Source organism: Pseudomonas sp. YY-1 (genome assembly GCF_002843095.1).
Lineage (GTDB): Bacteria > Pseudomonadota > Gammaproteobacteria > Pseudomonadales > Pseudomonadaceae > Aquipseudomonas > Aquipseudomonas sediminis_A.
In genome coordinates, this window is sequence record NZ_PJLX01000011.1 from 21,628 (window position 1) to 43,184 (window position 21,557).

Sequence of the window (21,557 nt, forward strand, 5' to 3'; positions counted from 1 at the left end):
TCAGCGTTGGCTGGCGGTGCGCACGGCGCACCCTACGGAGCCTGGAACACCAGCGCCTTCAGGCCGCTCTCGGGCGAAATGTCGGGAAACTCCGGCGGGTTGTCCAGGCGCTCGACGAAGCGCAGTTGCGGCGCTTCGGCTGCCATGCCGTCGATGATGAAATCTGGGCCGATATCTGGGTCGTTGACGCAGGCCAGCACGGTACCGTGTCCGGTCAGCAGCTCAGGCAGGCGCCGGAGAATCTTGGCGTAATCTTGGGTGAGGGCGAAGCTGCCTTTCTGGAAGCTTGGCGGGTCGATGATCACCAGGTCGTACGGGCCGCTTTTGCGAACCTTGCCCCAGGACTTGAACAGCTCGTGACCGAGAAACTCCACTCGGGAGAGGTCGTGCCCGTTCAGGCGATGGTTGTCGCGCCCGCGCGACAGGGCCGCACGGGCCATATCCAGATTGACCACATGCGCGGCATCGCCAGCGATGGCGGCCACGGAGAAACCGCAGGTGTAGGCGAACAGGTTGAGCACGCGCTTGCCGGCGGCCTGCTCGCGCACCCACTGGCGGCCCAGGCGCATATCGAGGAACAGCCCGCTGTTCTGCTTGCTGCCCAGGTCGAGCAGGTAGTGCAGGCCGTCCTCGATGATCGGCCATTGCGCCTGCGGCTCGCCGGCCAGCCATTCACTCTCGCTGCCCAGCACGTAGCGGTGTTGCAGCAACAGGCCGCGTGCGCCGCTGGCATGCCATTGCGGCGTTTCCAGCAGTTCCATAAGCAGCGGTCGCAGTGCCGGCGACGGCTCGCGAAACAGCATCACCAGCACAACGCCGGACAGCCAGTCGACGGTGATCTGCTCCAGCCCCGGCCAGCAGCGACCACGGCCATGGAACAGGCGGCGGGTCTCGGTACCGGGGTGATTCTCCAATGCCAGCAGCAGGGGCTCGCGCAGGGTGGCGAGGGCGGTATCAGTCATCGCGGGTCAGCACTTCTAGCAGCTCGATTTCGAAGGTCAGGTCGGAGTTGGGCGGAATCGCGCCCATGCTGCGCTCGCCATAACCCAGATGCCCCGGCACTTGCAGCTTGCGTTTGCCGCCGACCTGCATGCCCATCAGGCCCTGATCCCAGCCCTTGATTACCCGGCCAGTGCCGATCACGCACTGGAACGGTTTGCCGCGCGAGTAGGACGAGTCGAACTCGCTGCCATCGGTCAGCCAGCCGCGATATTGAGTTGTGATCAGGGCGCCCTTGACCACGGCCTTGCCGTCGCCCAATTGCAGGTCTTCGATGATCAGTTGGTCAGTCATGTCAGGTTTCCTTGCGGTGACGGTTTTGGCTGGCTTGCACGGAGCGTTCGGCGGGCACGCGCAGTTGAACCAGCAGGTAGTCGGCGAACGCCGGGTCATAGTTCTGCAGGGCGATGGCGCCGGCCATGCAGCTCAGCCAGCTTTCGGCCAGTGTCTGGTCGATTGGCCACTGCGCATGAAAGGCCGGGATGCTGATGCTGCCGTATTTCTCGGCAAACAGCCGTGGCCCGCCAAGCCAGCCACTGAGGAAGCACGCCAGCTTGTCGCGTGAGGCGCTCAGGTCGGCTGGGTGCAGGGCGCGCAGGGCGGCGGCTTCGGGGTGTTCGTCCATCAGCCGGTAGAAGTTATCGACCAGACGGCGCAGGCCGTCGATGCCGCCAGCGGCCTGGTAGGACGCATCGCCGGTGCCGTAGGGAGGTGTGTCGCTCATCGCGTTGTTCCGCGGAAAAGGCGCCATTGTAACCGCTGGCGTAGAATGCTCGGCCAGTTTGGTTCGAGGTAATGGGCAACTGCAGAGGCTGTTTTCTCCCCTCTCCCATTCATGGGAGAGGGGGCTGATCGTGCTTGCCTGAAACGATGATGACGCAACCCCAGCAAGGCTTCGTGCTTAGCCGCCATTGGCGTGACACGCCGGAGGGCACTGAAGTGGCCTTCTGGCTGGCGACCGATGCCGGCCCGCGCCAGGTGCGCCTGCCATGCCAGGACGTGGTGGCGTTCATCCCGGCCGAGCAGCGTGCCTGGGCCGAGCCGTTGTTGCGTAATGAGAAAGGCATTGAGCTGCGCGAGTTGGCCTTGCGCGATTTCAAGCGTCGCCCGGTGTTGGGCCTGTACTGCCGCCAGTACCGTCAGTTACTGCAGCTGGAGAAGAAGCTGCGTCAGGTCGGCGTGGATGTGTACGAGGCCGATATCCGTCCGCCAGATCGCTACCTGATGGAGCGTTTCATCACCGCTTCAGTCAGCTTCGAGGGCGTTGAGCAGCAGGACGGCAGCCTGCTCTGCAAGTCGCTGAAACCCGCGCCTGATTACCGCCCGACGTTGCGCCTGGTGTCGCTGGATATCGAGACCAGCGCCCGTGGCGAGCTGTATTCCATCGCCCTGGAAGGCTGCGGTCAGCGCCAGGTGTATATGCTCGGTCCGGCCAATGGCGATGCCCGCATCGTCGACTTCGACCTGGAGTACTGCGACAGCCGCAAGGTGCTGCTCGAACGTCTGAATGACTGGCTGCGGCGGCATGATCCGGACGCCATCATCGGCTGGAATCTGGTGCAGTTCGACCTGCGCGTGCTGCGCGAGCATGCCGAGCAGTTCAAGGTGCCGCTGCTGCTGGGGCGTGGCGGTGACGTGATGGGCTGGCGCCAGCACAACAGCAGCCAGCACTACTTCGCCGAAGCGGCCGGGCGGCTGATCATCGATGGCATCGAGGCGCTACGTTCGGCGACCTGGAGCTTCCCCTCGTTCAGTCTGGAGTCGGTGGCGCAGACGTTGCTCGGCGAGGGCAAGGCCATCGATACGCCCTATGCGCGGATGGACGAGATCCAGCGCATGTTCGACGAGGACAAGCCGGCGCTGGCCCTGTACAACCTCAAGGATTGCGAGCTGGTCACGCGTATTTTCGCTTATACCGATCTGCTCACCTTCCTCCTGGAGCGCTCCAGTGTCACCGGCCTGGCGGCCGATCGCAGCGGCGGCTCGGTGGCGGCCTTCACCCACTTGTACCTGCCGCCCATGCACCGCCTGGGCTACGTCGCGCCGAACCTCGGCGATATTCGTGGCGAGAACAGCCCTGGCGGCTTCGTCATGGACTCGCGCCCCGGTCTCTACGATTCGGTGCTGGTGCTGGACTACAAGAGCCTGTATCCATCGATCATCCGCAGCTTTCTGATCGACCCGCTAGGCCTGGTCGAAGGCTTGCACCAGCCGGATGACGAGCACTCGGTGGAAGGTTTTCGCGGCGCGCGCTTCTCGCGTACCCGGCATTGCCTTCCGGCCATCGTCGAGCGCGTCTGGCAGGGGCGTGAGGCGGCCAAGCGCGACGGTAATGCGGCCTTGTCGCAGGCGCTGAAGATCATCATGAACGCCTTCTACGGCGTGCTTGGCTCCAGTGGCTGCCGCTTCTTCGACCCGCGCCTGGCGTCGTCGATCACCCTGCGCGGGCACCAGATCATGAAGCGTACCCGCGAGCTGATCGAAGCCGAAGGCCATGCGGTGATCTACGGCGACACCGACTCCACCTTCGTCTGGCTCGGTCGCGCTCACGATGAGGATGAGGCGACGCGCATCGGCCGCGCGCTGGTGGCCCGTGTGAATACCTGGTGGCGCGAGCATCTGCAGAATGAGTACGGCCTGACCAGCGCCCTGGAACTGCAGTTCGAGACCCATTATCGGCGCTTTCTCATGCCCACCATTCGCGGCACCGAGGAGGGCAGCAAGAAGCGCTACGCCGGCCTGGTGCTCGGCGCCGACGGCAGCGAACGCATGGTGTTCAAGGGCCTGGAAACGGTGCGTACCGACTGGTCGCCGCTGGCCCAGCGCTTTCAGCAGGAGCTGTACCGCCTGGTGTTCGCCGGCCAGCCCTATGAGGACTACGTGCGCGAGTATGTCAAACGCACCCTGGCCGGTGAGCTGGACGAGTTGCTGGTGTATCGCAAGCGCCTGCGCCGACGCCTCGACGACTACCAGCGCAACGTGCCGCCGCACGTACGCGCCGCGCGCCTGGCTGACGAGCACAACCAGCGCCTTGGCCGGCCCCTGCAGTACCAGCGTGGCGGCTGGATCAGCTACCTGATCACCACCGGCGGGCCGCAACCGCTGGAGCGCCTGCTGTCGCCGGTGGACTACGAGCACTACATCAGCCGCCAGCTGAAACCGGTGGCCGACGCCATCCTGCCGTTCGTCGGCGGCGAGTTCGAGCGCCTGGTGGACGGGCAGCTCGGGCTGTTCTGAAATTCGCTGGCGGCCGCTCTGGGCAGGCCATCCGCGCCGAGAGACGGGCTAATTGCCTTGAAATACCTTGTAAAATTCGCCTCGTTGAGCGGCGCTCGCGGCCTGAATATATTTGCGCCCGTGATGCCGGGCCCCTCTGGCGGTTAACACCGCGATGTCGGAATCACAGTCTGTTCAATCTGACTGTAGGAGGGGCTCATGACTGCCCTAGAACCGTTCCTCTTCGCCGACTTCCTCGGCACGGCCACCTGGTTGTGGCTGGTCTTCATCGCTGTCGTCATCTCCCTGCTGGCCTTCGACCTTGGCGTGCTGCATCGCGATAATCGCGAGATCGGCGTGCGCGAGAGCCTGTTGCTGTCCGCCGGCTACATCACTGCGGGTCTGCTGTTCGGTGTCTGGGTGTTCTTCCAGAAGGGCGGCGACGCCAGCATGGATTACCTCACCGGCTTTCTGATCGAGAAATCGCTGTCGATGGACAACGTGTTTCTCATGGCCATGATCTTCAGCTTCCTCGCCATCCCGCGGCAGTACCAACACAAGGTGCTGTTCTGGGGAATCATGGGCGTCCTGGTGCTGCGGGCGATCATGATCGGCCTCGGCGCCGCACTGATCCACGAGTTCGACTGGATCCTCTACGTGTTCGGTGCCTTCCTGTTCTTCACCGGTATCAAGATGCTGTTCTCCAAGCTCGACGATGCGCCGGACTTGCAGAACAACGTGCTGGTGAAGTTCCTGCGCAAGCACCTACGCGTGACCGATGAGCTGCATGGCCAACGCTTCTTCGTGCGCCAGGACGATGGCAAGGGACGCAGCGTGCTGTGGGTGACGCCGCTGTTCCTGGCGCTGATCATGATCGAGTGCGCCGACCTGGTGTTCGCCATCGACAGCGTGCCGGCGATCTTCGCCATCACCCAGGACCCGTTCATCGTCTATACCTCGAACATCTTCGCCATCCTCGGCTTGCGCGCCCTGTACTTCGCCCTGGCGGCGCTGATCCACCGCTTCGCCTACCTGAAGTACGCATTGGCTCTGGTGCTGGTGTTCATCGGCGCGAAGATCTTCCTGGTCGGCATCATCGGCAAGATTCCGGCCGTGGTGTCGCTGAGCGTGACCCTGGGCCTGCTGATCGGTGGCGTGCTGCTGTCGCTGTACAAGACCCGCGGCCAGCCGCCCGCCAAGATCTGACGAATAAGCTTTTTGCCCGGCTACGCCCCGTGTGTGGCCGGGACTTCGACACTGGAGAAACCTGATGCAAAACCCTTGGAAACACCGCTTGGCGCCTGCCGCACTTGGTCTGGCACTGATCGCCCTGGCGGGCTGCGACGCCGCCGAGCAGTCCGCACAGAAGCTCGCCGAAGAGGCGAAGAAGGAAGCGCAGGCGCTGATCAGTGACTCGGTCGGCGAGGTGGTGGATGAGGTCAACCGCCAGGTGGACTCCCTGCAGGAGTCCACCAACCGAACACTTGGCAAGGACGACAAGGAGGAAGAGCAGGGCGCCGAGACGCCGCAGGTGGAGCCCGAGAAAACGCTCGAGCAGGGCGTCGAAACCTGATGCCTGGTCGGTGGCGCAGGCTACCGCTGAGCGGTTGCTGGGCGCCGCCACTTCCGCCCCGGCGTGCGTGGGTTTATCCTGCGCGCCTCTTTGGGGAGTAGCCTGCCGTCGCGCTAGCGTCGGCGCGTTGGTCAACATTCTCGGCAACCTGCCGTGGCCAACGCATCCGCTGGGATTGGTGAGACCAACGACAGTCCTGTGCCAGGTCGGGCGCGCAGTGGCTTGTCGTTGACTCAGGCCCGGCTGGAGTTTCCCTTGAATCCTCTCTCGCTGCTTCTTCTATCGTTCGCCATGTCGACGGATGCCTTCGCGGCTGCCATCGGCAAGGGCTCGGGCCTGCACAAGCCACGCTTTGCCGAAGCCCTGCGTGCCGGCTTGATCTTCGGCACCATCGAAGCCATCACGCCGATCATCGGCTGGCTGATCGGCCAGGCGGCCAGCCGTTTCGTCCTCGAGTGGGATCACTGGATCGCCTTCGTGCTGCTGGTTGGGCTCGGTGTGCACATGATCCATGCCGGGCTCAGCGCAGATGACGATGCGTCTGAAGATAAACCCTCGCGCCATTCCTTCTGGGTGCTGGCCGTCACTGCCGTGGCCACCAGCATCGACGCGCTGGCCGTTGGCGTGAGCCTGGCTTTCGTCGAGGTGAACATCCTGGTCGCTGCACTGTGTATCGGTCTGGCCACCACCCTGATGGTGACATTGGGCATGTTGCTTGGTCGTATGCTGGGCCAACTGGTCGGCAAGCGTGCCGAGATCGTCGGCGGTGTGGTGCTGATGCTGGTTGGCGCGACGATTCTCTACGAACATTTTGCGAGTCTGTGAACATGAACATGTCCCTGCGTTTGCTGAAAAGCGCACTTCTGGCGGCTGCCGCGCTGGTCGCCGCCGCCCTGATGTTTTTTGCCTGGCAGTACTTCTTTCCGGTGCAGGCCGCCAGCGGCTGGTCGTACCGCGTTGCCTACGACGACGTGCAGAAGGCGGCCGGGCTGGCGCGAGCAGCGGATGGCGGGATTCTGGTCAGCCAGGAACTGCAGGATGGCCGCGGCAGCATCCTGTTGATGCAGCCCGACGGTGACCGCGAAGTGGTGGTCGAAGGCCTGTCCAAACCCGATGGCCTGCTCAGCGCCCGTGGTGGCCTGGTGTTCAGTCAGGAGTCGGGCGGCAAGCCGGTCAGCTTCCTGCAAGGTAAGCGTGTTTCCGAACTGTTCGCGGGCGATCAGGTGCAGGGGCTGTGGGATGACGGTCACTACCTCTATGCCATCGAGGACCGCAAGGGCAACGGTCGGCTATGGCGCTACCGCTGGGATGACCGGCAACTGAGCGTGGTGCGTGACAACCTCTCGGAAACCGAGTCGATCACCCGCTGCACGGACGGCCGTATGCTCTACAGCGAAAAGGAAACCGGTGTGATTCGCGAGCTGCGCGAGGACGGCCGCGATCCGGTGGTGATCGACGGGCTGCGTAATCCGACGTTCATGCTTTGCGACGAGCAGGGCCTGTGGATCAGCGAGGACTCGACTCATCGCGCCCGTCTGCTGCTGGTCGATGCCCAAGGCGCGCAGACCACCGTGTTGTCATTCCTCAAGGCGCCGCAGGCGATCTTGCCACTGGACGATGGCCGTTACCTGATCGCAGAGGGAGGGCGTGATCGGGTGTTGGAGTTGAGCCTGAACAAGGCTGGCGGTTTCCGTCGCGAGCTAGACCGCTCGGCCAAGCATGAAGAAGCGGCCGAGCGGGAGCAGGACGCACTCAAGGGCGTGGGTGGTTGAGCCGCTCCAGCAGCGCTGTCAACGCCAGGCCCGGCAAGGACGCCAGGCCCAACTGCGGCAATTGTGCGAGAAACAGCCCGCGAAGGATTTCGCCGGTCGTCCAGGTATTGCCGTAGGCACTGGCGAGCAGATTGACCGCGCAGTAAGCGGCGATAGCGGCGCACAGGCCGAACGCTGCCAGGACGACGAGGCGATGCTTCAGCATGCCGCTGGCAGCAGCCAGCAGAAACAGCGCGAATGCCGGCAGACAGGCCAGCGCCAACTCGATGGCGATCTGACCGTCAGGCTCCGCCGGCAGCGGCCAGGCCAGGCCAGTCCAAGCCCTCCCTGCTGCAGGTGATAGGTCAGCAGGCCGATGAACAGGGCTGTGGTGGGCAGCAGCAGCGAGGCCTGCACCAGCCTGATCAGTGCACCTGGCATGACGACAGCCGTGCCGGGCTGAGCATTGCTTCACTCAGGCCCGCCTCGAGCAAAGATTGCGGCAAGGGTTGCTTGCGGATCAGGGCCGCGCAGGCCTGACCCATCGCGGCGCTGGTCTGGATGCCGTAGCCGCCCTGCGCTGCCACCCAGAAGAAGTTTTCGGCCTGGGTATCGAAACCTCCGACCAGATCGCCATCGGCGACAAAGCTGCGCAGGCCGGCCCAAGTATGCGCCGGACGACGAATCTGCAGCGTGGTGTGGGTTTCGATCTGGTGGATGCCCAGGGCGATGTCCAGCTCTTCAGGCTGCACGTCATGCGGCGCCACTGGGTCGGCATTGGCTGGCGAGCCGAGCAAGAGACCGGCATCGGGCTTGAAGTAGAACGATTCATCCAGGCTCACCAGTGCCGGCCAGTGCTGGCAGTCGATGCCTGTCGGGCCGTTGAAAGTGAAGGCGGCGCGGCGCTTGGGCTGTAAACCGATGCCGGGTAGGCCGGCCAGACGCGCGATCTCGTCGCACCAGGCACCGGCGGCATTGATCAATACGCTCGCGCGATAGCTCTGCCCGGCGCAATCCACCTGCCAGCCGTCGGCGAGGCGGCTGATGCTGATGACCTCGCGCTGGCAATGAATCTCCCCGCCCTGTTGGCGGATACCACGCAGGTAACCCTGGTGCAGCGCGGCGGTGTCGATGTCAGCGGCGCTGGGGTCGAACAGCGCACCGTGCACGAGCTCGCGGCGCAACACCGGAACCAGCGCGCAGGCCTCGTCAGCACTGAGCAGGCGAGCCTCTGCAACATGCTCACGGGCCTGCTCGTACTGGCGCTGCAGCTCGGCTGCGTCACCGCTGAAGTCCACCACCAACTCGCCACGTGGCGTGAGCAGAGGATGCTCGGCAAAACCGGCTGGTGGGGCATCGTAAAAGGCGCGACTGGCAGCGGTCAGCGCGCGGACCTGTGGCGTGCCGTAGGCCACGGTGTAGAGCGCGGCTGAACGGCCAGTGGAGTGGTAGCCGGGCTGCGCCTCGCGTTCGAGCAGCAGCGTCTTGCCATGGCTGGCGAGAAAGTAGCCGGTTGAAGCGCCGGCAATGCCGGCGCCGATGATGAGGTAGTCGTAGTGTTGCATGGCGTATCAATCAACGGGGTCAAATGAAAAAGGCGAAGCTGGAGGGCTTCGCCTTTGTTCTGCTTCGGCCTTATCAGTGCTTGCGCGGCACCGGCTTGAGCAGCTCGTCCGGCGGCATTTCGCACTGGATCTTGCGGCCGATCAGCTCTTCGATTGGCGGCAGGGCGAAGGCGTCGTCCTCACCGGCGAAGCTGATCGAGGTGCCGCTGGTGCCGGCGCGGCCGGTGCGGCCGATGCGGTGCACGTAGTCGTCCGGGTCTTCCGGCAGGGTGAAGTTGATCACGTGGCTGATGGCATCGACGTGGATGCCACGACCGGCGACGTCGGTGGCGACCATGACGCGGATCTTGCCTTCGCGGAAGCCTTCCAGTGCGCGGATACGCTTGTGCTGCGGAATGTCGCCGGACATCTGCACGGCGCTGATGCCGTCGCGGGTCAGGCGCTCTTCGATGCGCCGGACTTCGTCCTTGCGGTTGGCGAAGACCATGACCCGCGTCCAGTCGTTCTGGCTGATCAGGTTGTACAGCAGTTTGTACTTGTCAGCCGAGGCTACGGCGTAGACGTGCTGCTCGACGGTGTCGCTGGCGACGTTCTCTGGCTCGATCTCGACGATGGCCGGGTTGACCGTCCACTGCTTGGCCAGGTTCATCACGTCGTCGGTGAAGGTGGCTGAGAACAGCAGGGTCTGGCGGTCACCCTTCATCGGCGTCTGGCGGATGATCTGGCGCACCTGAGGGATGAAGCCCATGTCGAGCATGCGATCGGCTTCGTCCAGCACCATCACCTCGACCATGTCCAGGTGCACTTCGCCGCGCTGGTTGAAGTCCAGCAGGCGGCCCGGGGTGGCCACGAGGATGTCGCAGAAGCGCGATTCCAGCTGCTTGAGTTGTTTGTCGAAGTCCATGCCACCGACGAATTGCATGACGTTGAGGCCGGTGTATTTGGTCAGCTCGGCGGCGTCCTTGGCGATCTGCACCACCAGTTCGCGGGTCGGCGCGATGATCAGCGCGCGCGGCTCGCCCATGTAGCGCTCTTTCGGCGCCGGGGTCTGCAGCAGCTGGGTGATGATCGAGATGAGGAACGCCGCGGTCTTGCCGGTGCCGGTCTGGGCGCGGCCGATGGCGTCCTGACCCTTGAGGGTGTAGCCCAGTACGCCAGCCTGGATCGGCGTGCAGTAGGGGAAACCGAGGTCGTGAATGGCGTGCATCAGCTCGGGGGCGAGCTTGAAGTCATGGAAACGGGTCTTGCCTTCGGCCGGCTCGACCACGAAATCTTCCAGCTTCCAGGTGTCGACTGGCTTGGCTGGGCGCTCGCGACGCGGTTTGTCGGCCTTGGGCGGGCGGGATTGTTGCGGCGCCGGGCTATCGCCTGCGCTCTCGCTGGCAGGGCGGGCGGGCTTGTTCTTGCGTGGGCGCTTCTGCTCTGCGTCACCGCTCTGGGCGGGCGCTGCTACGGATGACGGCGCTGGTTGTGGCTGCTCGTCTTCGGCTTTGCCGAACATTTTCTTGAGTGCTTTGAGCACGGGCTTCTCATCGACTGGTTAAGGAGTGAACGCCCGCCAGTGTAATGCAAGACGCGGGCGTGGCGAAGTGCTTCGCTCGCGTCTGTCAAGAGGACCGTGCGCCCAGCACCTCATTTCTCCGGCAGGCTGGCCAGCAGCAGGCGCTGTACATTGCCGCCCATGATCGCGGCAATGGCGTCATTGTCGAAGCCGGCGGCTTGCAGCCCCTCGGTAATTTGCGCCAGGCCGGTGACGTCGAACGGGGTGTGCACGGTGCCATTGAAGTCCGAGCCCAGGGCGACATGTTCGACGCCGACCTTGTCCGCCGCATAACGGATGGCTTTGACGATGGCGGCGACCGAGGTGTCGCAAACGGCGGTGCTCCAGTAGCCGATGCCGATCACCCCGCCCGTGGCAGCGATGGCCTGCAGGTGCTTGTCGCTGAGGTTGCGGGTGCCGGCGCAGGTGCCTTCGACGCCGGTGTGCGAGACCAGCACCGGGCGCTTGGCCATGGCCAGTACATCATCGATCAACGGGCGCGAAGCGTGGGCCAGGTCCACCAGCATGGATTTTTCTTCCAGGCGCGCGATGACCAGGCGCCCCAGTGGGGTCAGCCCGCCTTTTTCCAGGCCATGGGCCGAGCCGCCGACTTCGTTGTCGAAGAAGTGAGTCAGGCCGGCGATGCGGAAACCCGCGTCATACAGCACGTCGATGTTCTCCAGCTTGCCTTCGATAGGCTGCAGGCCTTCGGTGGCGAGCAGGCCGGCGACGCGGCGCGGGTCCTTTTCCCAGGCATCGACGAAATTCGCCAGGTCGGCGCGGGTGCGGATCAGCACCAGGCGCCCATCGCTGCCGGCGCTGGCGTCCTTGAGTTTCTGCGCCTGGTACAGGGCGCGCTGTAGCAGGCTACTCCAGGTTTCCCGTGGCCAGCGCTGGGCCATGGCCAGCAGGGTAATGTTGTCGCTGTCGGCGCCGTTGCTCTCCATGTTCAGCCCGCGTGGGGTCTTGGTCACGGTGGAGAACACCTGCAGGCCGAGACGCCCTTCGAGCATGCGTGGCAGGTCGGAGTGGCCGTAGTCGTAACGCTTGAGCAGGTCGCGCTCCCAGAGCAGGGCGTCGTCGTGCAGGTCGGCGACGAACAGCCCTTGGTGCAGCTTCTGTGCGCTGGCGCTGGTCGGATAGGGCGGTGGGCTAGCCACGCTGTTCATCTGTGCGTCGAGTACCTGGGGCAGGCCCAGAACGGCGAGGGCGGAAAGGGGGACGAGCAGAAGCACAGCGATCAGCAGTTTGCGCATGAGAAGCCATCCAGGCGTGTTGTTATGTGCGCCACTCTAGCAGGGAAGCGCGACGCGGGGTGTCAGCCGCTGAGGCAGTTACGCCCCTGCTGCTTGGCCTGGTACAGCGCGGCATCGGCACGCGCGATCAGGCCCTGCAGGCTGTCCTGATGCTGCATCTGCGCCAGGCCAATGGAGATGGTGACGCCCGGCAGAACGCCGACTGGCGAATAGAAGGAGGATATCTGCTCCAGGCTGAGGCGCAGGCGTTCGCCGATACTGCGTGCCGCCTCGGCACAGATCTCCGGCAGTAGAATGACGAACTCCTCGCCACCGAAGCGGATCAGGCTGTCCTTGGGCCGCAACTGACTGCGCAAGGTGTGAGCCACCATGCACAGGGCGTAGTCCCCTGCAAGATGACCGTGCTGGTCGTTGTAGGCCTTGAAGTGGTCGACATCGAGCATCAGCAGCGAGATGGGGTCGTCGTTGAAGGCGCAGCGGGTGCTTTCGCGTTCGAAGACGTGCTCCAGCCAGCGTCGGTTGAAGCAACCGGTGAGGGTGTCGACATTGGCATTCTGCTCGCTGTCGAGAATCTGCCGGTTGCCCTGGCGCACACGCTCACAGAGCAGTTCCAGTAGGTTCTGCATCATCTGCGGTGATTGCTGAAACAGCGCGACCAGCGATTCGCGATGCAGGCGCAGCACCGTGGAGGGGCGCTCGGCCACCACGTAGGCGGACGGATGTTCGTTGTCGATGAAGCTGATTTCACCCGCGCAGTCGCCGACTTCGAGGGTGCTCACGGCCTGGTTGTCCAGTGAGCCGAGATAGACGCGCAACTGGCCCTCGATCAGCAGATAGAGGTACTGGTTGCGATTGAAGGGGGAGAGCAACACTTCGCCGGCTTCCAACTCGCACGCGCGAAACTCCTGCAGCAACTGATCCAGGCTGCTGGTCGCGACATTCTGAAATAGTCGCAGGTGCTGAACTTGCTGCAGGTCTGCCTGCCAGTGCGCCGGTTTCATTGCGATCTCGTCGGGCCTGGCCGGGCGAATAGGCCTGAGGGCACCACCAACGCTCCCTGTCGTGTCTACGAATAGCGTTCGACATTATTCCCGGGCTCCAGGCGTGGCAATGTCTGCCAGTGGCTCGGCCGACCAGTGGTTGCACGAAAGTGCAAAGCTGTTAACTGGCGCGCGTCCTTGCGCGCTCTGGATCACGCTGCGAAGTGGATGCGATGGCCCACCGCGTAGCCGGACAGCCGTTCGCCAATGCTGGCAGCCAAGGCCTGATCCTGATTCGGCAGGTGGATGTGGGCCAATTGACCTGCCTTGTCATCGCTCAGCACTTCAACCCGAACAGCCGGGTGCAGCTCATCGATAGCCGCCTGGTAAACCCGGGCGATGGCATCGAAGCGCAGCGCTGGTTTGAAGGTCTTGCCCACCGCGGTGAGCGGAATGGCATCGATGATCCAGGCGTCCTTGGGTACAGCGGCGCGCTCGGGGATATGGGCGGCGGCATGCTCCAGCAATTCGACCTCGCTGGCCTGTGCACCGGGTTTGAGCTGGACGTAGACCACCGGCAGTTCGCCGGCCTTCTCGTCTGGCTTGCCCACTGCAGCGGCCATGGCCACTGCCGGGTGCTTGTGCAGCGCTTCCTCGATCATCTGCGGGTCGATATTGTGGCCGCCGCGGATGATCAGATCCTTGCTGCGACCGGTCAGCCAGATGTAGCCGTCGGTATCGACGCGGCCGAGGTCACCGGTATTGAACCAGTCGCCATCGACCCAGATACCGGCGTTCTTGCTCGCCTGCAGATAGCCCTTGAACACCGTGGCGCCGCGGATGCACAGGTTGCCGATTTCGTTGGGCGCGGCTTCGCGCAGATATTGCCCCTGCTCGTCGAGTACCTTGATACGCACTTCGCAGTAGGGCATCGGCAGGCCGATCGAGCCGGGGCGGCGCTCGCCGGCCGGAGGGTTGGCGCAGCTGCCGCAGGTGCCCTCGGTCAGACCATAGCCTTCGAGCAGAGTCAGCCCCGTCTTGGCCTCGAACTGGCGAATCAGCTCCACCGGCATGGGCGCAGCGCCGCACAGGGCGTACTTCAGCGAGGACAGGTCATGGCCTTCGCTAGGAATCTGCAGGAGGCCGGCATAAATGGTGGGCACACCGCTGAAGAAGCTGACCTTGTGGCGTTCGATGACCTTCCAGAAATTGCCGATCAAGGTGGTGTTGCGATAGCCCTGAGGTGTGGCCAGCAGCACTTCGGCACCGCCGATGAAAGCCGCCAGGCCGGTGACGATGACGCCGTTGACGTGAAACAGCGGCAGGCCGCAGAGTGTTACGTCGCCGACGCCGAAGCGAGTCACCAGGTTCATGCTGTAGGCCATCGCCACTTCGTTGCCGTGGCTGTGCGGCGCCAGTTTTGGCGTGCCTGTGGTACCACCGGTGTGGAAGTAGCTGGCGATATCGTCGGCGGCGATCACGCGGCCACTTTCCAGATGATCGGCTGGGCAGGCGGCGATGGTCTCGTCGAAGTCCAGCACGCCCTCTGGTAGCGGGCCGCGCTGGGCCTTGAGTGCGCTGCGTTGTGGCTCCGGCAGCAGGTTGGCCATATCCACGCAGAGAATCGCTTTCAACTCCGGCAGCTGATCGCGCAGAGCGTTGACCTTGTCCCACAGGTCGGTATCGGGGAAGGGCGCCAGGGTCACCAGCAGTTCGGAGTCCGACGCGTGGATCAGCTCGGCGATATGCTCGGCGTCGAGCAGCGGGTTGATCGCGTTGACGATGCCGGCTGCCTCACCGCCCCAGATGGTGTAGTGAGTCTGCGGCAGGTTGGGCAGCAGGAATGACACCGCCTTGCCCGGGCGCAGGCCCAGACGATGGAAGGCGTTGGCCGTCTGGGTGATTTTGCCGAGCAACTCGGTGTAGTTCAGGCGTAGCGGGGCTTCTTCGGCCGTGCCCTGGAGGATGAACGACAGCGCTGGTGCATGCGGACTGGCCTGGGCCGTGCGGCGGATCAGATCAAAGGTGCTCTCGGGCAGGCCGCGATCGCTCAGCGGCGTGCTCTCGATCTGTTGAATATCCTGCAGGCTACGAATGAGGGGCGCTGTGCTCATTTATTGTGCATCTCTTCGGTTCGGTCAGTCTGCCAGCAATTGGCTCAACCATTCGGCGATATCGCGAATCTCTTCCGGTAGCACTTCGTGGGCCATCGGATAGTCGCGCCATTGCACCGGCACCCCGCAGGCGTGCAGGCGGTCATACGCGGCGCGTCCCATGTCCGGGGGCACCACGTCGTCGAATCTGCCATGCAAACAAAGCACCGGCAGTTGTCTTTTTGTATCCGCCAGGGGCACCTCATCGCTGAAAGTCGGCGCATAGGTCGACAGCGCCAGTACCCCGCCGAGGGGTTGCAGATAGCGCACGAAGGCGGTGTGCAGCACCACCGCGCCACCTTGGGAGAAGCCCGCCAGGACAATGCGTTCAGCGGCGATGCCATCTGCACGCTCGGCTTCGATCAGGGCGATCACCTGGTCGGCGGATTCCTCCAGCTGCGCTTGGTCGATGGCCCGGGCCGGGGTCATGGCGAGAATGTCGTACCAGCTCGGCATGCTCCAGCCGCCGTTGATGGTCACCGGGCGGGTGGGCGCCTGCGGCAGGATGAAGCGTGTGCTGGGCAGGCGCTCTTGCAGCATCTCGGCGACCGGGAGGAAATCGTAGCGGTCAGCCCCCAGCCCGTGCAGCCAGATCACGGTGGCGTTGGCGGCCTGTGGGGGCTGCAAAATCATGGGTGCGGTCATTGGTAGCTCCAGTGTGGTGCGGGCGCCTTAATTTGGGGCGGCGCCCTGTTCAAGGCTTGGCTAATCTGTGAATAAGTTGTCGCACGGGTGAATCTTTTGCCCTTGACCCTTCCATATCCGGCCATTTGCCATGTGCTGGTACGGGGCTTGCTAAGGCTCATCTGAACTGACGACGCGGTGCGGTAACGGTAACACTGTGCCACTGCGCACCGCTCAACAGGCAGGAATCTGCTGTGTGGGGTTCCTAATAGACCGTCAGGGCGATCAATCGTCCAGACGGATGACGATCCGTCTCAGGCCCGTTCAACCAATGGGCTGGGCAGGAGCAGTTGGCCAGCAGAGGGTAAAGCCGACTAGACTCCCGCCTGACGTTCGAACTTCTCGTCGATGCCGTTGCTGCCAGCGGATCGCGTGCCTCAAAAGGGTGGGGAAGGCGGACGGAGACTCCAACACAACAAGAGCAACTGGAGGTTTTTGATGAAGATGGTGAAATCCACCCTGGCTGTGCTGACCACCGCAGCTGTGCTCGGTGTCAGTGGCTTTGCTCAGGCAGGCGCCACCCTGGATGCAGTGCAGAAGAAAGGCTTCGTGCAGTGCGGTATCAGCGACGGTCTGCCTGGCTTCTCCTACGCCGATGAAAAAGGCAACTACCTGGGTATGGACGTTGACGTCTGCCGCGCTGTTGCCGCCGCTGTATTCGGCGACGCTACCAAAGTGCGTTATAGCCCGCTGACCGCCAAGGAGCGCTTCACTGCGCTGCAGTCCGGCGAAGTCGACATCCTGTCGCGTAACACCACCTGGACCAGCTCGCGCGACGCCGCACTGGGCCTGAACTTCACTGGTACCAACTACTACGACGGCCAGGGCTTTTTGGTTAACAAGAAGCTGGGCGTTTCCAGCGCCAAGGAACTGGACGGGGCTACCGTCTGCATCCAGGCCGGCACCACCACCGAGCTGAACCTCTCCGACTACTTCCGTGCCAATGGCATGAAGTACACCCCCATCACCTACGATACCTCTGACGAGAGCGCCAAGTCGGTCGAAGCTGGCCGTTGCGACGTGCTGACCTCCGACCAGTCGCAGCTGTACGCACAGCGCATCAAACTGGCCAACCCGGACGACTATGTCGTGCTGCCGGAAGTCATCTCCAAGGAACCTCTGGGCCCGGTCGTGCGCCAGGGTGACGAAGAGTGGTTCGATATCGTGCGCTGGACCCTGTTCGCCATGGTCAACGCCGAAGAGCTGGGTGTGACCTCGGCCAACGTCGAAGCCACTGCCAAAGACACCAAGAACCCGGACGTAGCACGTCTGCTGGGTACTGAAGGTGAATTCGGTAAAGACCTCAAGCTGCCGAAAGACTGGGCAGTACAGATCGTCAAGCAAGTCGGTAACTACGGCGAGTCCTTCGACCGTAACGTTGGCGCCGGCAGCGAGCTGAAGATCGAGCGTGGTCTCAACGCCCTGTGGAACAAGGGTGGTCTGCAGTACGCACCGCCGGTGCGTTGACCGTCCACAGCGGCAGGCGAGAATCTGTTCATAGGCTCGCGAGCTAGAGGCATGCAAGGAAAAAACAGGCGAAGAAGCGCAGTTTACGAGTTGTAAATGAGCATTCTGAGCCTGTTTTTGACGAAGCAGGCCCGACGCGCAGCAGACTATGGACCGGTTCTCGGAGCCTGCCGCTGTCGTTTCCGATTACGTGAACTCCGGCTGGCTTGCGTGCGGCCGGGGCTTCCATGAGGGTTGTTATGCAAACGACTGCTAATGCCCCGCGCCCGCGAGGATCGCTTCTGAACGATCCGCAGGTGCGTGCTTGGGCTTTCCAGATCATTGCCGTTATCGCCGTTGTGGCGCTCGGCTGGTTTCTCTTCCAGAACACCCAGGCTAACCTGGAGAAGCGCGGGATCATTTCCGGCTTCGCTTTTCTCAATAACAGCGCCGGTTTCGGTATTGCCCAGCATCTGATCGACTACACGGAAAGCGACAGCTACGCCCGTGTGTTTCTGGTCGGCTTGCTCAATACCCTGCTGGTGTCTTTTATCGGTATCGTGCTGGCCTCCATCCTTGGCTTTCTGCTGGGTGTGGCACGGCTGTCGCCTAACTGGCTGATCAGCAAGCTGGCCACCGTTTACATCGAGATCTTCCGCAACATTCCGCCGTTGCTGCAGATCCTCTTCTGGTATTTCGCGGTCTTCCTTGCCCTGCCTGGTCCTCGGCAAAGCCTGGACGTGGGTGAAGTCTTCTTCCTCAACAGCCGTGGTCTGTACATGCCGGCGCCGAGCCCTTCGGAGAGCTTCGGTCTGTTCGCCGTGGTGCTGCTAGCGACCATCGTCGGCATCATCGCCCTCGGGCGCTGGGCCAAGAAACGCCGTGAAGCCACCGGCCAGATCTTTCCGCTGCTGTGGACATCGTTGGCGCTGATCGTGGTGATTCCTGGCCTGACCGCGCTGGTCGCGGGCAATCCGCTGGTGTGGAGTGTGCCGGAGCTGACCGGTTTCAACTTCCGTGGCGGCTGGGTGATGATCCCCGAGCTGATGGCGCTGACCCTGGCATTGACCATCTACACCGCGGCATTCATCGCCGAGAACGTGCGCTCCGGGATCATGGCGGTCAGCCATGGTCAGACCGAAGCCGCGCGCTCGCTGGGTTTGCGTCCGGGCGTCACTTTGCGTCTGGTGATCATCCCGCAGGCGCTGCGTGTGATCATTCCGCCGCTGACCAGTCAGTACCTCAACCTGGCGAAGAACTCGTCCCTGGCTGCCGGTATCGGCTACCCGGACATGGTGTCGCTGTTCGCCGGCACTGTGCTCAACCAGACCGGCCAGGCCATCGAGGTGATCGCCATCACCATGAGCGTGTATCTGGCGATCAGCATCAGCATTTCCCTGCTGATGAACTGGTACAACAAGCGCATTGCGCTGACTGAGCGGTAAGGAGCAGCCATGCAGACTCATACATTCAAACCGGACCTGCCGCCACCGCGCATGAGCGTCGGTGTGGTGGGCTGGCTCAAGGCCAACCTGTTTTCCAACTGGTTCAACAGCCTGCTGACCGTTTTTGCGCTGTACCTGATCTGGTTGATCGTGCCGCCGCTGCTGCAGTGGGCGATCATCGATGCCAACTGGGTCGGCAGCACTCGCGCCGACTGCACCAAGGAAGGCGCGTGCTGGGTGTTCATCCAACAGCGCTTCGGTCAGTTCATGTACGGCTTCTACCCGACCGAGTTGCGCTGGCGTGTGGATGCCACTCTGTGGCTGGCGATCATCGGCATGGCGCCGCTGTTCGTGCCGCAGATGCCGCGCAAGGCGGTGTACGGTCTGGCTTTCCTGGCGATCTATCCGTTCATCGCCTGGACCCTGCTGCACGGTGGTGTATTCGGCCTGGACGTGGTTTCCACCAGCCGTTGGGGCGGCCTGATGCTGACCCTGGTGATCGCTGCTGTCGGCATCACCGGTGCGTTGCCGCTGGGCATCCTGCTGGCGCTGGGGCGACGCTCCAACCTGCCGGCGATCAAGGTCATCTGCGTCACCTTCATCGAGTTCTGGCGCGGTGTGCCGTTGATCACTGTGCTGTTCATGTCCTCGGTGATGTTGCCGCTGTTCCTGCCCGAAGGCATGCATTTCGACAAGCTGATGCGTGCGCTGATCGGGGTGATCCTGTTCCAGTCCGCCTACATCGCCGAAGTGGTGCGTGGTGGCTTGCAGGCCATTCCCAAGGGCCAGTACGAAGCCGCTGCGGCCATGGGCCTGGGCTACTGGCGGATGATGGGCCTGGTGATCCTGCCGCAGGCGCTGAAGCTGGTGATTCCGGGCATCGTCAACGTCTTCATCGCCCTGTTCAAGGACACCAGCCTGGTGATCATCATCGGCCTGTTCGATCTGCTCAACAGCATCAAGCAGGCGACCACCGACCCGGCGTGGCTGGGCATGGCCACCGAGGGCTACGTGTTCGCCGCGCTGATCTTCTGGATTTTCTGTTTCGGCATGTCCCGCTATTCGCTGCATCTCGAGCGGAAGCTGGATACCGGCCACAAGCGTTAGGAGTGAGTCATGAGTGAAGCAATCAAACAACCCAGCGCCGAGCCGATGATCCTGCTGCAGGGCGTGAACAAATGGTACGGCCAGTTCCACGTGCTCAAGGACATCAACCTGAGCGTGCAGCAGGGCGAGCGTATCGTTCTGTGTGGGCCGTCCGGTTCGGGCAAGTCCACCACCATTCGCTGCATCAACCGTCTGGAAGAGCACCAGCAAGGGCGCATCGTGGTCGATGGCACCGAGTTGACCAGCGACCTCAAGCACATCGAGGCGATTCGCCGCGAAGTGGGCATGGTGTTCCAGCACTTCAACCTGTTCCCGCACCTCACCGTGCTGCAGAACTGCACCCTGGCGCCGATGTGGGTACGCAAGATGCCCAAGCGCCAGGCCGAGGAAATTGCCATGCACTTTCTCGAGCGCGTGCGTATCCCTGAGCAGGCAAACAAGTTTCCGGGCCAGCTCTCCGGTGGTCAGCAACAGCGTGTGGCGATTGCCCGCGCGCTGTGCATGAAGCCGAAGATCATGCTGTTCGACGAGCCGACCTCGGCCCTCGACCCGGAAATGGTGAAAGAGGTGCTCGACACCATGATCGGTCTGGCCGAAGACGGCATGACCATGCTCTGCGTGACCCATGAGATGGGCTTTGCCCGCACCGTGGCCAACCGCGTGATCTTCATGGACAAGGGCGAGATCGTGGAAGAGGCAGAGCCGAACGCCTTCTTCACCAACCCGCAGAACGAGCGCACCAAGCTGTTTCTCAGCCAGATCCTGCACTGAGTCGGCTTTGCGCCATCGATCAGGGAGCCTTCGGGCTCCCTTTTTCATTGCCTGGTTTTAACTTAGCCGCATGCGCTTGCGGAAGGCGCCCGGCGTTTCCCCGCACAACTGCTTGAAGCGCTTGGCGAAGGTCGCACGGTCGGTGAACCCGACCTGGCTGGCGATCTGTTCCAGCGACTGCGACGAGCCGACCAGCGCTTGCTGCGCCAGGCTGATGCGCAGGCGTTGCAGGTAATCGCCTGGGGTCAGCCCGGTGGCCTGCTTGAAACGGCGCAGCAGGGTACGCGGTGAACAGTGCGCCTGCTGCGCAAGGCGGTTTAGATCGATCGCCTCGGCGTGGTGCTCGCGTAGCCAGGTCAGAAGCGGGGCAAGGGCTTTATCGTCGTTGCTGGGCAGCAGCGGCGCGAAACGGGTCTGCGTGCCGCGCTGGCGTTCGATCACCATGGCGCTGGCAACCTGCTGCGCCAGCCATTCACCAGCATGCAGGGCAATCAGGTGCAGACACAGGTCGAGCCCGGCCTGGGCTCCGCCGGAGCAGAAAAACGGGCCATCCTCGGTCAACAGCAAGTCGCTGCGCAGTTTCACCTGAGGAAAATGCCGGGCGAAGGCGTCAGCCAGGGCCCAGTGGGTAGTCGCCTGACGACCATCGAGCAGGCCGGCAGCCGCCAGCAGGAAGGCGCTGCTGCACAGGCTCGCCAGTTGCTGCTGCTCGCGTCGGGCCAGCCAGGGCAGCAGCTTGGTGTTGCTCTCCAGGGTACGGCTGATGGCGCTGCCGGTGGCCGGCATAATCAGCAGATCGGCCTGTTCGGCCAACGGTAGGCCACCATCGACCTGAATCTGCGCGAAATCCAACTGCACGGGCTGGCCATCGAGGCTGAAACGCTGCAGCTGAAAGTGCGCTGTGCCGGCCAGGCGATTGGCCAGGCTGAAGGCATCCTGCGCCATGCTCAGGCTGGAACAGACGGTTTGTGGGCAGACGTACAAGGCGATGCGCAGCATGACGATGGCCTGGAGTGAAGTTGGCGATTATTGACACAAAGTTGTCTTTATAGCCAATCGCCACGTCCCCGC

Annotated in this window: 20 protein-coding genes and 1 riboswitch; of the genes, 9 read left to right on the plus strand and 11 right to left on the minus strand. The window is 63.2% G+C overall.

What is annotated here, in order from left to right; all coding sequences use genetic code 11:
* Positions 1-32: 32 nt before the first annotated feature.
* Genes CXP40_RS15860 through CXP40_RS15870 form a run of 3 tightly spaced genes read right to left on the minus strand, consistent with a single transcriptional unit; the run spans position 33 to position 1,723 of the window.
* The gene (locus CXP40_RS15860) at positions 33-962 is read right to left on the minus strand and encodes a class I SAM-dependent methyltransferase (RefSeq protein WP_106734551.1); all 930 of its coding nucleotides are present in this window, start codon (positions 960-962) and stop codon (positions 33-35) included.
* The gene (locus tag CXP40_RS15865) at positions 955-1,293 is read right to left on the minus strand and encodes an FKBP-type peptidyl-prolyl cis-trans isomerase (protein ID WP_106734552.1); all 339 of its coding nucleotides are present in this window, start codon (positions 1,291-1,293) and stop codon (positions 955-957) included. Before CXP40_RS15865 ends, CXP40_RS15860 begins: the two co-directional genes overlap by 8 nt.
* Position 1,294: 1 nt before the next feature.
* On the minus strand, positions 1,295-1,723 hold the full coding sequence (locus CXP40_RS15870; RefSeq protein ID WP_177429683.1) for a group II truncated hemoglobin: 429 nt from the start codon (positions 1,721-1,723) through the stop codon (positions 1,295-1,297).
* A gap of 149 nt (positions 1,724-1,872) precedes the next feature.
* Between CXP40_RS15870 and CXP40_RS15875 the strand changes: the two genes are divergently transcribed.
* The 5 genes from CXP40_RS15875 (at position 1,873) to CXP40_RS15895 (ending at position 7,560) form a co-directional block, all read left to right on the plus strand.
* Positions 1,873-4,236 carry a DNA polymerase II gene (locus tag CXP40_RS15875; protein WP_177429684.1) on the plus strand — a complete coding sequence of 788 codons (2,364 nt, stop codon included), beginning with the start codon at positions 1,873-1,875 and terminating at the stop codon, positions 4,234-4,236.
* A 198-nt stretch (positions 4,237-4,434) separates the two neighbouring features.
* The gene (locus tag CXP40_RS15880; protein WP_099526620.1) at positions 4,435-5,421 is read left to right on the plus strand and encodes a TerC family protein; all 987 of its coding nucleotides are present in this window, start codon (positions 4,435-4,437) and stop codon (positions 5,419-5,421) included.
* A 64-nt stretch (positions 5,422-5,485) separates the two neighbouring features.
* On the plus strand, positions 5,486-5,788 hold the full coding sequence (locus CXP40_RS15885; protein WP_106734555.1) for a hypothetical protein: 303 nt from the start codon (positions 5,486-5,488) through the stop codon (positions 5,786-5,788).
* Positions 5,789-5,865: 77 nt separating this feature from the next.
* Positions 5,866-6,037: riboswitch (yybP-ykoY riboswitch) on the plus strand.
* 6 nt (positions 6,038-6,043) lie between these two features.
* Positions 6,044-6,613 carry a manganese efflux pump MntP gene (gene mntP, locus CXP40_RS15890; protein ID WP_106734556.1) on the plus strand — a complete coding sequence of 190 codons (570 nt, stop codon included), beginning with the start codon at positions 6,044-6,046 and terminating at the stop codon, positions 6,611-6,613.
* A gap of 2 nt (positions 6,614-6,615) precedes the next feature.
* Positions 6,616-7,560: a hypothetical protein gene (locus CXP40_RS15895; RefSeq protein WP_106734557.1), complete on the plus strand. Its 945-nt coding sequence runs from the start codon at positions 6,616-6,618 to the stop codon at positions 7,558-7,560.
* Here the strand turns inward: CXP40_RS15895 and CXP40_RS15900 are convergent.
* The 7 genes from CXP40_RS15900 to CXP40_RS15930 form a co-directional block, all read right to left on the minus strand.
* A complete protein-coding gene (locus CXP40_RS15900) occupies positions 7,541-7,822 on the minus strand; it encodes a hypothetical protein (protein WP_256579462.1) in 282 nt (93 codons plus the stop codon). The two genes, CXP40_RS15895 and CXP40_RS15900, sit on opposite strands and share 20 nt — an antisense overlap.
* Positions 7,823-7,964: 142 nt before the next feature.
* Positions 7,965-9,104 (minus strand): FAD-binding oxidoreductase, encoded by a 1,140-nt coding sequence (locus CXP40_RS15905; RefSeq protein ID WP_106734558.1) that lies wholly within the window; start codon positions 9,102-9,104, stop codon positions 7,965-7,967.
* A gap of 73 nt (positions 9,105-9,177) precedes the next feature.
* Positions 9,178-10,626, minus strand: a complete 1,449-nt coding sequence (rhlB, locus tag CXP40_RS15910; RefSeq protein ID WP_106734559.1) for an ATP-dependent RNA helicase RhlB — start codon at positions 10,624-10,626, stop codon at positions 9,178-9,180.
* A gap of 110 nt (positions 10,627-10,736) precedes the next feature.
* Positions 10,737-11,900: a dipeptidase gene (locus CXP40_RS15915; protein WP_106734560.1), complete on the minus strand. Its 1,164-nt coding sequence runs from the start codon at positions 11,898-11,900 to the stop codon at positions 10,737-10,739.
* A gap of 62 nt (positions 11,901-11,962) precedes the next feature.
* On the minus strand, positions 11,963-12,901 hold the full coding sequence (locus CXP40_RS15920) for a GGDEF domain-containing protein (protein WP_106734561.1): 939 nt from the start codon (positions 12,899-12,901) through the stop codon (positions 11,963-11,965).
* Positions 12,902-13,092: 191 nt separating this feature from the next.
* A complete protein-coding gene (locus CXP40_RS15925; protein WP_106734562.1) occupies positions 13,093-14,994 on the minus strand; it encodes an acyl-CoA synthetase in 1,902 nt (633 codons plus the stop codon).
* A gap of 24 nt (positions 14,995-15,018) precedes the next feature.
* Positions 15,019-15,678: an alpha/beta hydrolase gene (locus CXP40_RS15930; protein ID WP_106734563.1), complete on the minus strand. Its 660-nt coding sequence runs from the start codon at positions 15,676-15,678 to the stop codon at positions 15,019-15,021.
* A gap of 477 nt (positions 15,679-16,155) precedes the next feature.
* On the opposite strand from CXP40_RS15930, the gene CXP40_RS15935 reads away from it, so the two are divergent.
* The 4 genes from CXP40_RS15935 (at position 16,156) to CXP40_RS15950 (ending at position 20,486) form a co-directional block, all read left to right on the plus strand.
* Complete coding sequence (locus tag CXP40_RS15935) at positions 16,156-17,184, plus strand: amino acid ABC transporter substrate-binding protein (RefSeq protein WP_106734564.1); 1,029 nt, start codon at positions 16,156-16,158, stop codon at positions 17,182-17,184.
* Between the two features lie 239 nt (positions 17,185-17,423).
* The gene (locus tag CXP40_RS15940) at positions 17,424-18,608 is read left to right on the plus strand and encodes an amino acid ABC transporter permease (protein ID WP_177429685.1); all 1,185 of its coding nucleotides are present in this window, start codon (positions 17,424-17,426) and stop codon (positions 18,606-18,608) included.
* Between the two features lie 9 nt (positions 18,609-18,617).
* Positions 18,618-19,715, plus strand: a complete 1,098-nt coding sequence (locus CXP40_RS15945) for an amino acid ABC transporter permease (RefSeq protein ID WP_099526610.1) — start codon at positions 18,618-18,620, stop codon at positions 19,713-19,715.
* A 9-nt stretch (positions 19,716-19,724) separates the two neighbouring features.
* Entirely contained in the window at positions 19,725-20,486 is a 762-nt protein-coding gene (locus CXP40_RS15950) for an amino acid ABC transporter ATP-binding protein (protein WP_017675242.1), read from the plus strand.
* Between the two features lie 57 nt (positions 20,487-20,543).
* Here CXP40_RS15950 and CXP40_RS15955 read toward each other — a convergent pair whose 3' ends face one another.
* A complete protein-coding gene (locus CXP40_RS15955; protein ID WP_106734565.1) occupies positions 20,544-21,485 on the minus strand; it encodes a GlxA family transcriptional regulator in 942 nt (313 codons plus the stop codon).
* Positions 21,486-21,557: the final 72 nt, after the last annotated feature.